The following is a 12,623-nucleotide window of genomic DNA, read 5'->3' as shown; positions in this document are numbered from 1 at the left end:
TGATCGGCAAACTTTTCCACCAGCCCCCCTCACTCGGGTGAAAGATCCGATCAATTAATCATCGCAGAAATCAGACGAATGCGCCCAGCCCGGTCATCGCGCGGGCCACGATGAGCGAATTGATCTCATAGGTCCCCTCGTACGAATACAGAATTTCGGCGTCACCGAAGAGTTTCGCCATCTCGTAATCACTGGTCACTCCGTTGCCGCCGAGCAAAGCCCGCCCCTGCGCCACGGACTCCCGGGCCAGCCTGGTCGTCGTGGCTTTGACCATGGCGGCCTGCGCCATCTGCGCGGTGCCGGACTCCTGCATCCGGGCGAATTGCAGCATCAGCGCGAGCGAAGCCGAGGCATTGCCCAAGATCTCGGCAAGGCTCAATTGGATCAGCTGGAATTTCGCGAGCGGCCGGCCGAACTGAAAGCGCTCGAGCGCATAGTCCCGGGCGATGTCGAAGGCACCGAATTGGATGCCGGCGGCCTGCCAACCCACCCAGGCGCGGGAATCCCGCAGCAGTTCGTTCGCGGCGGCGAAGTTGACCGCACCGGGGAGCAGGTTGTCCGCGGGGACCCTGACCCCGTCCAACCGGATGTGCGCATTCTGCATGATCCGCAAGCCCATCTTGTGTTCGATCTTGGTCGCCGAATAACCGGGCCGATCGGTTTCCACGATGAAGCCTTTGATCTGCTGATCCGCTTTGTCCCGGGCCCAGACCAGGGCAAAATCGGCAATCGTGCCGGAACCGATCCAGCGCTTGGCACCGTGGATGACCCATTCGCCGTCGATCAATTCGGCACTGGTCGCCAACCCGCCGGCGATATCCGAGCCGTGTTCCGGCTCGGTGAGCGCAAAGGCGCCGAGCGACTGGAACGTGCGCAATCCCGGCAGCCACCGCTCGCGTTGCGCCGGAGAGCCGAGCCGGTCGATCATGCCAACGATCAGCTCATTGTGGATGCCGACCAGAGCAGAGAGCGAGACATCCGCCCTGGCTACTTCGAAATACATCAGGCCTTTGAACAGTTGGCTGCTGCCATCGACTTGCAATTCGCCCAGGCCGAGGGCGGCCAGCCCAGGCAACATCTGGTGCGGGAATTCTTCCCGGTTCCAGTAATCGATGCTCGCCGGACGGATCCGGCGCTGCAGGACCTCCCGGGCGGCCAGGTAGCGGGCATGCTCAGCTGCCGGGAGCAACCCGATCATGCCCATTAGATCAGCCTCCGGAATCGCCGAATCCCTGACCTTCACGGTGCCGTTCTGATCCTGCACGTAGGCTCTCTTTCTGCGCCGTTCCGGGCATGCAAGTGCTTTTGGCGCTTTCAAACCCTTGGAAGTCCTAGTATATTGCACAGTGAGTATTGCACAGTGAGACAGATCACTACGCCGCGAGGAGCCAGCCATGAGCGCAACCGACGAATTCCGTGCCGTCCGGGACCGCCTCGTCGCGCTTCGGGAAGACTACGAAACCGCATGCGCGGAATTCCGCTGGCCGCACTTCGAAGAGTTCAACTTCGCGCTCGACTGGTTCGACTCGATCGCGGCCGATCCGGCCAAGTCGCACAATCCCGCCTTGGTGATCGTGGAACCGGACGGTTCTGCGCTGCGTCGCAGCTACGCCGAGCTGTCGCAGCGCTCCAACCAAGTCGCCAACTGGCTGCGTGCGCAAGGCGTCCGCCGAGGCGATCGGATGATCGTGATGCTGGGCAATCAGGTCGAACTCTGGGAAACCATGCTGGCCGGCATGAAACTCGGCATCGTGTTGATCCCGACCACCACTCAGATGGGCGCGGCGGATTTGCAGGATCGGGTCTCCCGCGGCGAAGCGCGTTGGGCCCTCGCCGGAAGCGCCGACGTCGGCAAGTTCGCTTCGGTGCCGGGAGACTACCGGTTGATTGAAGTCGGCGCCTCAGCCAACGATCCCGAAGCGTTGCAGTACGCCGATGCAGCGCAGGCCGGTCTGGAATTCACCGCCGATGCGCCGACCCGGGGCGAGGAGACCTTGCTGCTCTATTTCACTTCCGGCACCACCTCGAAGGCCAAACTGGTCGAACACACGCACACTTCCTACCCGGTGGGGCACCTTTCCACGATGTATTGGATCGGTTTGGAACCCGGCGATGTGCATTTGAACGTGGCCTCCCCCGGCTGGGCCAAACATGCTTGGTCGAACATCTTCACACCGTGGATCGCCGAAGCCTGTGTTTTCATCTACAACTACGAACGCTTCGACGCCAAAGCGTTGATGGCCCAGATGGACGCCGAAGGGGTGACCAGTTTCTGCGCGCCGCCCACGGTCTGGCGGCTGCTCATCCAAGCCGATCTGAGCGCCTTGCGGAACCCGCCGCGGAAGGTGGTCTCCGCCGGCGAACCGCTCAACGCCGAGGTCATCGAGCAGGTCAAAAGAGCCTGGGGGCAGACCATCCGCGATGGCTTCGGGCAGACTGAGTCCACGGTGCAAATTGCCAACACACCCGGCCAACCGGTGAAGGTCGGCGCCATGGGCAAACCGCTTCCCGGCTACGAAGCGGTGCTCGTCGACCCGGCGACCGGCGCGGAAGGCGAAGCCGGCGAGCTGTGCTTGCGCTTGGACTCGGTCTACGGTCGCCCCATCGGACTGATGAAGGGCTACTACGGCGATCCGGAAAAGACCGATTTCGCGTTCCGGGACGGCTATTACCACACCGGGGACATGGTCGAACGCGATGCCGACGGCGTGATCACCTATGTGGGACGGGGCGACGACGTCTTCAAGTCGAGCGACTACCGGCTGAGTCCCTTCGAATTGGAAAGTGTCCTGATCGAACACCCGGCAGTCGCCGAGGCCGCCGTCGTACCTTCACCCGACCCTCTGAAGCTTTCGGTGCCGAAGGCCTTCGTCGTGCTCGCCCCGGGCTACCAGGCCAGTCCGGAAACCGCAGAGGACATCCTGCGATACTGCCGCGAGCATCTGGCCCCGTTCAAACGGATCCGACGACTGGAGTTCGCCGAGTTGCCGAAGACGATTTCCGGCAAGATCCGCAGGGTGGAGCTGCGCCGCGCGGAAGAATTGCGGCACAGCGGCGCCGGGACCGCGGCATCCGGCCTCGACATCGAATATTCGGACGCCGACTTCCCGGGGCTCAAGGCATGAACCACCCGCTGTCCAGGGATCCGATCGCCGAAGCGCAGCGCAATTGGGAACGGCAGGGCTGGGAACCGACCGCGGCACCGATGGCTGCGATCACCGCGATTATGCGGACCCAGCAGATCCTGCTGTTGCGGATCGAAAACGTGTTGAAGCCGTTCGGACTCAAATTCGCCCGCTACGAACTGCTGGCGCTGCTCGGCTTTTCCAAGCTCGGCAAGCTGCCGATGAACAAGGCCAGCGCGCTGCTCCAGGTGCACCCGACCTCGGTGACCAACGCCGTCGACCGGTTGGAGGAGTCCGGATTCGTGCTGCGCTCACCGCATCCGACCGATGGCCGGGCCACGCTGATCGAACTCACGCCCGCAGGGCGCAGCGTGGTGAAACGCGCGACGGCGGCGCTCAATGAGGAGATCTTCAGCCAGTCCGGTTTCGGCACCGACGACGTGCACACCCTGATCGATGTGCTGGGCCGGTTCCGCTCGCATTCCGGCGACTTCTAAGCGCCGAGTTCTTGACGTTCACCGGGCAGACGTCTTCCATGCGGGCAAAGTTCACCGCAGCCAGCCCTCGCCAATTGCACCGTGGTAGGTACCAGGTTTCTCTGGTTGGATCAATTGAGAAGAGCTACCACCAAGAAATTCGTCCGAAGCACGCTAGCCACGCTCATCGCCGTTACCGCAATCGGCGGCGGCATCGCCGCCTCGGCCGCACCGACCATGGCAGCCACCCCGCTCTATTTGCCTTTCCCGGCCGCCGAAACATACCAAGTCGCCCAGATTGACCCCGATGGAGCAGTGGATCTGACGCTGCCCAGCGGGACCTCGGTCATGTCCTCGGCCGCCGGAATCGTGCTCGAAGCCGGGCCGTCCGCGAACCCGGCGGAAGGCATCGCCGTCGTCGTCGACATCGGAAACAATGCCTGCCTGCAATACCTAGACCTCGGCGGAGTCGCCATGTCGCCCGGCGAAGTGGTCTACCAGAGCCAGCGGGTCGGAGCAGCCGGTGGAAATGCGACGACCCTGGCCGGTTCGACCCTGCATTGGAACACCGTGAGCTGCAGCACGCGGCAACCCCTCGGTTCGCTCACCGTGGCCGAGTACCCGGAAGGCGTATCCGCCGGCCAATGGGTGACCAGCCAAAACCGGCGCGAGCAGTAACTCCGCCCCGTCGGGCTCTGCCTGCAACACGCATCGAGCGGCCAGATCTGCATGCTAAATCGCGATTTTAGCGTGCAGATCTGGCCGCTCGGCGAGGGGGTATCAGCGGTTTTTGAACTCCGGCGTGCGTTTGTCGACGAACGCCGCCATGCCCTCTTTTTGATCTTCGGTCGCGAACACCGAATGGAACAACCGACGCTCGAAGAGCACACCCTGCACCAGGCCGGTCTCGAAAGCCGCATTGACCGCTTCTTTGGCGATCATCGCCACCGGCTTGGACTTCGACGCGATCACCTCGGCGGCCTGCACCGCCTCTTCGACGACGTCGTCCGCGGGCACAATGCGCGCTACCAGACCTGAACGCTCGGCTTCTTCGGCGTTCATCATCCGGCCGGTGAGGATCATGTCCATTGCCTTGGCCTTGCCCACCGCACGGGTCAATCGCTGGGAACCGCCCATGCCGGGCAGCACACCGAGATTGATTTCCGGCTGGCCGAATTTGGCGTTATCACCGGCGATGATGAAGTCGCACATCATCGCCAATTCGCAGCCGCCGCCCAGCGCGAAGCCGGAAACCGCAGCAATCATCGGGATCCGCAGCCGGGTGAGATTCTCCCAGTTCCGGAACCAGTCCGAGGAGTACATTTCCATGTAATCCTTGGCTGCCATCTCCTTGATGTCGGCGCCCGCGGCGAAGGCCTTTGCCGAGCCGGTGATCACCACGGCGCCCACTTCCGGGTCGGCGTCCGCTGCGGTGGCAGCGGCCACCAGGTCGTTCATGGTGGCTTCATTGAGCGCATTGAGCGCATGCGGCCGGTTGAGCGTCAGCAAGGTCACCCGACCGCGCTTTTCGATCAGCACATTGGGTTCGGATGTGATTGATTCGGTCATGGTGCCCCCTAGTTTGAGTGGTCTCGAATATCGGTAATGATGCCGGAGAAATCACGGCCGGCACCCTCCCCGGCAGCGAAGCGGGCGTAGATCGCGGCCGCTAAGGGGCCCAGCTCAGCGGCAACACCCGTACTCTGCACGGCATTCAACGCCAGGCCGAGGTCCTTCGACATCAGGGCGCCGGCGAATCCCGGTTGGTAGTCGCGGTTCGCCGGACTGGCCGGCACCGGCCCCGGCACCGGACAATTGGTGGTCACCGACCAGCATTGACCGGACGCGGTGGAGATCACGTCGTAGAGCGCCTGGTGCTCCAGGCCAAGTTTTTCGCCCAAGACGAAGGCCTCGGCGGCGCCGATCATCGAAATGCCCAGAAGCATGTTGTTGCAGATCTTGGCCGCCTGCCCGGCACCGTTCGAACCGCAGTGCACCGCACGTTTGCCCATCACATCCAAGATCGGCTGCAGTACGGCGAACTCCTCGGCCGAAGCGCCGACCATGAAGGTCAAGCTGCCGGCCTCGGCGCCGACCACTCCTCCGGACACCGGGGCATCCGCCGCACGGTGGCCCGCGGCCACCGCCAAACCGGCGGCTTCCCGCGCCTCGTCGACGTTGATCGTGGAACAGTCCAGGAACAGTGAGCCGGCCGGCGCCGCAGTCAGCAATCCGCCGCGGTAGGCCTCCAGCAAATGCTTCCCACTGGGGAACATGGTCAGCACCACCTCGGCTTCCGCCGCAGCGGCTTCCGCCGAGTCGGCAACCGGGACTCCCTGCCGCGTGGCCGCCTCGAGGGCTGCCGGGAACACATCGAAGCCCAGCACCGAATGGCCGGCCTTGACCAGATTCACCGCCATCGGCAAACCCATGTGGCCCAAGCCCAAGAATGCTATTTTCATCGTGCGTCCTTCCCTGCCAGATTCAATTCGCCACTGATGTCGGAAGCGCCCAACGGAGCGAAGTACGACTCGACCTCGGCCGCACTGACTTCGGCGAGCGTGGCCGGGTTCCATTGCGGGTTCCGGTCCTTGTCCACCACCTGGGCCCGGATGCCTTCACACATTTCGGTGCCGCGGAGGAACCGGAGCACCACCCGGTATTCCTGGTCGAGCACTTCTTCCAGGCTGGCCAACCGGGCCGCACGACGCAGCGAAGCGAGCGCCACCTTGACCGCCGTCGGCGATTTCGATTCGATCGTCGCGGCGAATTCGGAACCGAGTTCGCGGAGGTTGCGTACGATCTGGCCCGCGTCGTCGGAAGCGTACGCCTGATCGATCCAACCCTGCTGCCCCGCCAGTTCCGAGGCCGGGGCGGGACGCGCGAAACGGGCCACGGCCTCGGCGGCAGCTTCGTTCTCCAAGGCCGCCGCCAAAGCCGGCAGATTCTCCGAAGGCACAAAGCTGTCCGCCAGCCCCAAGAACAATGCATCCGCCCCGCTCAGGTGCGCCCCGGTGAGCGCGGCGTGCGTCCCGGTCTCCCCCGGAGCCCGGGAGAGCAGATAGGTACCGCCGACGTCGGGCACGAATCCGATGGTGGTCTCCGGCATCCCGCAGCGGGTGCGTTCGGTGACCACCCGGGTATTGCCGTGCGCCGAGATCCCGACCCCGCCGCCCAGCACCAGCCCGTCCATGAACGGCACATAGGGCTTCGGATAATTCGAAATCAACGCATTCAACCGGTATTCGGTGCGCAGGAAGTTCGAAGTGCCCAGGCCGCCGGCCGGAATGTCGTTGAAGATCGCAGTGACATCGCCACCGGCGCACAAACCGCGGTCTCCGCTGCCGTAGACCAGGACCGTCTGCACCGAATCATCAGCCGCCCATTCCTGCAACTGGGCCAACATCGCTTCGACCATCGGCTCGTTGAGCGCATTCACCGCTTTGGGCCGGTTCAGGATCACCACGCCCAAGTGGCCGCGACGCTCGAACCGGATCGGCGGCTCTGCCGGATCGACGGTCTCGGCGGTCATCAGCTGCCTTCCGGCATGATGAAGCTGGAACCCTGCCGGATGCCCGACGGCCAGCGGGTGGTCACGGTTTTGGTCTTGGTGTAGAACCGGAAGGCGTCCGCGCCGTGCTGGTTCAGATCGCCGAAACCGGAGGCCTTCCAGCCGCCGAAAGTGTAATACGCGATCGGCACCGGAATCGGCACGTTGATGCCGACCATGCCCACTTGCACCCGGCTGGCGAAGTCCCGGGCAGCGTCGCCGTCGCGGGTGAAAATTGCCACCCCGTTGCCGAACTCATGCTCGCTCGGCAAGCGCAGCGCTGCTTCGTAATCCTTCGCCCGGATCACCGAAAGCACCGGGCCGAAGATCTCCTCGCGGTAGATCCGCATCGAGGTGGTGACATTGTCGAAGAGCGTCGGACCCACCCAGAATCCGCCCGGGTAACCGTCGACCGTCCAACCGCGCCCGTCCGCCAGCAGCGTCGCCCCCTCGTCGACGCCGACCTGGATGTAATCCTCGATCCGGTCTTTGGCCGACTGGGCGACCACCGGGCCGAAGTCCGACGCCGGGTCCATGCTGGGACCGACCTTGAGCTCCTTGATCCGCTCCTGGAGTTTCGCCACCAACGCATCGGCGGTCTCCTGGCCCACGGGTACCGCCACCGAAATCGCCATGCAACGTTCGCCCGCAGAACCGAACGCCGAGCCGATCAGCGCGTCGACCACCATGTCCAGATCGGCGTCCGGCATGATCACCATGTGGTTCTTGGCACCGCCGAAGCACTGCGCCCGCTTGCCGTGGGCGGCCGCGGAGGCGTAGATGCTCTGCGCGATCGGGGTGGAGCCGACGAATCCGATCGCCCGCACCCGGTCATCCTCCAGCAAGCCGTCCACGGCTTCCTTGTCGCCATTGAGCACGTTGAAAACACCGTCCGGCAAGCCCGCTTCGGTCAACAACTCGGCCAATCGCAAAGGCACCGAGGGGTCCCGTTCGGAGGGCTTCAAGATGAAAGCGTTGCCCGCGGCGAGCGCCGGTCCGGCCTTCCAGAGCGGGATCATCGCCGGGAAATTGAACGGGGTGATCCCGGCGACCACGCCGAGCGGCTGGCGCAATGAGTGCACGTCGATGCCGGCCCCGACGCTGTCCGAGAATTCGCCCTTGAGCAGGTGCGGTGCCGCAGCACAGAACTCCACGACCTCGATGCCGCGCTGGATGTCGCCCTTGGCGTCCGGAAAGGTCTTGCCGTGTTCGCTGGAGAGCAGCTCGGCCAGTTCGTCCATATTCTCGTTGACCAGGTCGACGAACTTGAGCAGGATCCGGGCCCGGCGCTGCGGGTTGGTCGCGGCCCAGCCGAGCTGCGCCTGAGCCGCATTGTCGATCACTGCGGTAGTTTCGGCTTTGCTGGCCAATGGCAACCGGGCCTGAACCTCGCCGGTGCACGGATTGAAGACATCGCTGAAACGACCGGACGTGCCCGCGACATGCTGGCCGCCGACGTAGTGTGAAAGTTCGCGCACCATGGCGTGGGATCTCCTTGCGAATTGGCATCGTTGCCGGCACGGCCTGTGATCTGGCTCATGCCCTACCGCAAAATATACTCGGACTTCCTAGTAACTAGCTGCCCTAAGTCGGCGGAAAACTGGAGGCGGCCGAACCGGCCCGGATCTCGCCCAGGCGCGCAGAATCAGTTGGCCGAGGCGTTGCCGGCCGCAGCAATCCGCTAGGCCCGGCCCGGTTTGGGTTTCTTGACGAAGAGCGTCTCCGCCTCTTCGAGCGACATGCCATTGGTCTCCGGGATCTTGAAGAACACGAAGACGAAAGACAGCGCCGCGAAGCCGGCGTAAATCGCATAGGTGACCGGCAACGACATCGCGGCCAGCCCCGGGAAACTCACCGTGATCACGAAGTTGGAGATCCACTGCGCCATTGCCGCGACGCCCAGCGCTTTGGCCCGGATCCGGTTCGGGAAGATCTCCCCCAGCAGCACCCAGACCAACGGACCCCAGGAAACCCCGAAGGCGATCACGAAGAGATTCGCGGCAACTAGCGCGACCGGACCCCAGGCCCCGCTCAACGAGACCTCGCCGTTCACCGCCGACGACGTGGAAAAAGCCAACGCCATGGTGCCCAGGCTGACCGCCATACCGATCGAACCGGCGAGCAGGATCGGCCGCCGGCCCAAGCGGTCCACCAACAGGATCGCGACCACGGTGACCACCACGTTGGTGACCGAGGTCACCACCGAGATGAACAGGGAATCCGATTCCTGGAACCCCACGGATTTCCACAAGGTGGTGGAGTAGTAGAAGATCACGTTGATGCCCACGAACTGCTGGAACATCGACAAGGCAATGCCGATCCAGACGATCGGCAACAAGCCGAACCGGCCACCGAACAATGTGGCCTTTTTGGCTTTGGCGTCTTCGGAAATCGCACTGTGGATGTCCCGGACCGCCTTTTCGACGTCGTCGGCCGGCCAGAGCTTGGCGAAAATCTCGTGCGCCTCGGCGTCCCGGCCCTTTTGCATCAGATAGCGCGGCGATTCCGGCAAGCGCAGGGCGAGCACGCCGTAAACGACCGCCGGAACCGCGCCGGCCAGGAACATCCACCGCCAAGCTTCCCAACCGAACCAGAACGGTGCCGAAGCATTGCCTGCCGCATTGGCGAAGACCGCATCCGAGAGCAGCGCGGCGAAAATACCCAGCGTGATCGCCAGCTGCTGCAACGAGGCCAAGCGGCCACGGATCAGTTTCGGCGAAATTTCGGCGATATAGGCCGGCGCGACCACCGAAGCGATGCCGATGCCCAGACCGCCGACGATCCGCCAAAGCACCAGGTCCCAGATCGCGAAGGCCCAGCCGGTGCCGAGCGCAGAGACCAAGAACAACGAGGCGCCGAGCAACATGGTCGCCCGGCGGCCGAATCGGTCCGCGACGTTGCCGGCCAAGTACGCGCCGGCCGCGGAACCGAGCAGCGCGGAGGCTACCGCGAAGCCGGTGACGAACTCGCTCAGGGCGAATTGGCCCTGCACCGCGTCCACGGCGCCGTTGACCACTGAGGAATCGAAGCCGAAGAGGAATCCGCCCACCGCCGCGGAGATCGCCAAGCCGATGACTTTCAGTTGGAGTTTCTTGTTCGTTGCTGCCATTGCCGCCAGCCGCCTCTCGTCGGTGCCCGTCCGTCCCGAATCCGCAGGAAGACTCTTGCCACTATAGCCACGGAGCCTGCCATCCCGCCGTCCGGGAACCCGGGCGGAGTCCGGGACGGTCCGGCGACCGGTTCAGGGCTCGGCTGCGCAGGGCTCAGGCAGATTCCGGCTGTGGGCTCAGCTGCGCGAAGTATGCACCGGGCGTCTGGCCGGCAATTTTCCGGAAGGCTGCGATGAATGCGCTGGTCGAGGAGTAGCCCACCCGGGTGGCGACTTGGCTCACCGCAGCGCCTTCGGCCAAATGCGCCAGGGCCGCCCGCAGCCGCAGCGCGGTGCGCCACTGGCCGAATCCGGAACCGGTTTCGTCTGCGAAAATCCGGGAGAGGGTCCGGGTGCTCGCGCCCACAGTAAGCCCCCAGGCGGCCAGGTCGCGGGGATCGGCCGGGTTCGCGAGCAGGCTCTCGGCAATCGCGATCGCGCGGGAATCCGAGGGCATCGGCAGTTCGATCGTGAAAGTGCTCACCGGTTGCAGCAAATCCGGCATCAAGGCTTCGGCGCGCTTGCGCGGCTCCTCGGCCAAGTCGGCACCGAGGTAGTTGATCATTTCCCGGAGCAGGGTCGGGACGCTCACCACCGTGGGTTCCTTCCACTGCACCGCGGAAACCCTTGGGTTCAAGTAGATCCCCTGCATGGTCCCGCTGCGCACCGAGGTGGTGGTGTGCCAGGTCCCGGCCGGAATCCACAGCGCCAAACTGGGCGGCAGCATCCAATGCCGGCTGCCGACGGTCACCATGAGCACGCCCTCGCGGACCCAGGCCAGCTGGTCGACGTCGTGGACGTGCTCGTCGAATTTGTTGCCCGCTTCGAGCTCGAAGGTCGCCAGGGCGATCACCGGTTGGCTGAAATCATGCATCAGTAGCCAAGATACCGCATCCACGCCAGAATCGGCCCGGGCTCAAGCCCGCCGGCGTCGCGCATAAGCCCGGGCCTTCGAGCTGGACAAAGCCAGGACGGTGAGGATCTGCAGGGTGATCGTGAGCAGGTTGGTGTTCAGCAGGTCCGCACTCAAGGTGATCCTGGTGCCGTCCTGGAACGCGGTGATGAAGGCGATCACGGTCGACAGCGAGGTCACCGCCATCAAGGTGATCCGCGCCCAATTGTGCCCGGTCCAGACGAACACCGCCAGGACCAGCTGGACCAGTGCGATCAACCCGAGCAAGGTCACGACTACCGCGGTCACCCCCTCGACCAGCAAAGCCAGTTCAGCCGGGCTGCCGGCTTCGCCCTGGAGGATTTCGCTGCTCAGACTCGAGGTCAGGAACAGCATGCCCCAGATGATCGTGGTGATCGCGGAGAACAAGCCGAAGAACGCCCCGAACATCGTCGGCAGCGGCCGTTCCAGGATTGGCACGGCCACCTCGGTCCCGGGGATTTCCGCAGTTTCTTCATCGGTCACCGCCGGTTTGGTCACCGGGACCGCATCCAAATAGACGATCGGCAGGTCGCCGTCGGTTTTGATCGCGTCCCCGCCGCCGTTGCGGGAGTGGTAGCCGGTGGAGAAGTCCTTGATCACCTCGACCCGGATGCCGGGGGTGACCCGGGCCAAGGTGTCGATGATGTGATCGCGTTCTTTGTCGATGTGTTCGTCGATTTTGTGCGTGATCTGGAAAGTGAACAGGGACAGTCCGACGCTCTTGTCGAAAGTTCCGGCGGCGAGCCAATCGGCGTGGTGCCCGCCGGGCAGCAGCCAGCCTTCCGGACAACGCCAGAAGCGCACGTGGTGGCGCTTCGCCGGGCTGTCTTCGACCTCTTGCTGATAGGCGAAATCCTGTTGTCGGCCGAAGAGGGTCAGCGTGCTCACCGGGGCTTCATGATAGCTGCGCCGGGTCAGTGTGGAGACGATGATCCGCCAGCTGCTGAGCAGGGTGATCTCGTCCGCTTTGGTCCAACCGGCGGCGACCATCGAGGATTCCAGTTGCTCCTGGGAGCCGCAGACCGCGAGGTTGATCGGGTCGCCCAGCAGTCCGTCCGCCGTACGGGAACGTCCGATGAAGTAATCCGGAACGTAGATGCTGGTCAGAATCCGGTGCAACCGGGGCAAAGCGACATAGGCCAGCACCAACCAGAACGGCACCACGTACCAGACCCGGGTCCAGCCCCCGGTGAAGCTCTCGCCGAGCACCAGCAACGCAAGCCACACCGAAGCGACTCCGCTGAAGATGAAGAACAGGTTGTCGACCAGGAGGTTGACCGACCACCGCCGCCTTTCCTGGGCTTCCATTGTTAGAGTTTAGCCAATCCCCGGTTTCGGATAGCCTTTTGCAGCCTAGATAGCGTTTTGACGCGCAACCGGCCATCCGAGG

The 12,623-nt window shown here is 64.1% G+C and carries 10 protein-coding genes and 1 pseudogene; 3 read left to right on the top strand and 8 right to left on the bottom strand.

Going from position 1 to position 12,623, the window contains the following annotated elements:
• Positions 1-70 precede the first annotated feature (70 nt).
• Positions 71-1,204: an acyl-CoA dehydrogenase family protein gene (locus tag JOE69_RS11840; protein WP_374709749.1), complete on the bottom strand. Its 1,134-nt coding sequence runs from the start codon at positions 1,202-1,204 to the stop codon at positions 71-73.
• Between the two features lie 190 nt (positions 1,205-1,394).
• Here JOE69_RS11840 and JOE69_RS11835 point away from each other — a divergent pair, with 190 nt between their 5' ends.
• The 3 genes from JOE69_RS11835 to JOE69_RS11825 all read left to right on the top strand — a co-directional run bounded on the left by JOE69_RS11835 (position 1,395) and on the right by JOE69_RS11825 (position 4,279).
• Positions 1,395-3,125, top strand: coding sequence for an AMP-binding protein (locus tag JOE69_RS11835; RefSeq protein ID WP_309798958.1), 1,731 nt, complete (start codon positions 1,395-1,397; stop codon positions 3,123-3,125).
• Positions 3,122-3,622, top strand: coding sequence for a MarR family winged helix-turn-helix transcriptional regulator (locus JOE69_RS11830; RefSeq protein WP_309798956.1), 501 nt, complete (start codon positions 3,122-3,124; stop codon positions 3,620-3,622). The genes JOE69_RS11835 and JOE69_RS11830 overlap by 4 nt, the downstream gene beginning before the upstream one ends.
• Positions 3,623-3,736: 114 nt before the next feature.
• Positions 3,737-4,279, top strand: a complete 543-nt coding sequence (locus tag JOE69_RS11825; RefSeq protein WP_309798954.1) for a M23 family metallopeptidase — start codon at positions 3,737-3,739, stop codon at positions 4,277-4,279.
• A 102-nt stretch (positions 4,280-4,381) separates the two neighbouring features.
• On the opposite strand, the gene JOE69_RS11820 is transcribed toward JOE69_RS11825, so the two are convergent.
• From JOE69_RS11820 to JOE69_RS11790, 7 genes and pseudogenes are all read right to left on the bottom strand, one after another.
• Entirely contained in the window at positions 4,382-5,170 is a 789-nt protein-coding gene (locus JOE69_RS11820) for an enoyl-CoA hydratase (RefSeq protein WP_309798952.1), read from the bottom strand.
• 8 nt (positions 5,171-5,178) lie between these two features.
• Positions 5,179-6,063 (bottom strand): 3-hydroxyisobutyrate dehydrogenase, encoded by an 885-nt coding sequence (gene mmsB, locus JOE69_RS11815; RefSeq protein ID WP_309798950.1) that lies wholly within the window; start codon positions 6,061-6,063, stop codon positions 5,179-5,181.
• The gene (locus JOE69_RS11810; RefSeq protein WP_309798948.1) at positions 6,060-7,133 is read right to left on the bottom strand and encodes an enoyl-CoA hydratase/isomerase family protein; all 1,074 of its coding nucleotides are present in this window, start codon (positions 7,131-7,133) and stop codon (positions 6,060-6,062) included. The genes mmsB and JOE69_RS11810 overlap by 4 nt, the downstream gene beginning before the upstream one ends.
• Entirely contained in the window at positions 7,133-8,632 is a 1,500-nt protein-coding gene (locus tag JOE69_RS11805) for a CoA-acylating methylmalonate-semialdehyde dehydrogenase (RefSeq protein ID WP_309798946.1), read from the bottom strand. The genes JOE69_RS11810 and JOE69_RS11805 overlap by 1 nt, the downstream gene beginning before the upstream one ends.
• 200 nt (positions 8,633-8,832) lie before the next feature.
• A pseudogene (locus JOE69_RS11800) lies at positions 8,833-10,290 on the bottom strand (sugar porter family MFS transporter); the annotation flags it as partial.
• Positions 10,291-10,414: 124 nt separating this feature from the next.
• The gene (locus JOE69_RS11795) at positions 10,415-11,173 is read right to left on the bottom strand and encodes a helix-turn-helix domain-containing protein (RefSeq protein WP_309798944.1); all 759 of its coding nucleotides are present in this window, start codon (positions 11,171-11,173) and stop codon (positions 10,415-10,417) included.
• Between the two features lie 42 nt (positions 11,174-11,215).
• On the bottom strand, positions 11,216-12,541 hold the full coding sequence (locus JOE69_RS11790) for an LssY C-terminal domain-containing protein (protein WP_309798942.1): 1,326 nt from the start codon (positions 12,539-12,541) through the stop codon (positions 11,216-11,218).
• Between the last annotated feature and the right edge of the window lie 82 nt (positions 12,542-12,623).

This window comes from Arthrobacter russicus (genome assembly GCF_031454135.1).
Taxonomy (GTDB): Bacteria; Actinomycetota; Actinomycetes; order Actinomycetales; family Micrococcaceae; genus Renibacterium; species Renibacterium russicum.
This window is presented reverse-complemented; position numbering and strand designations above follow the sequence as displayed.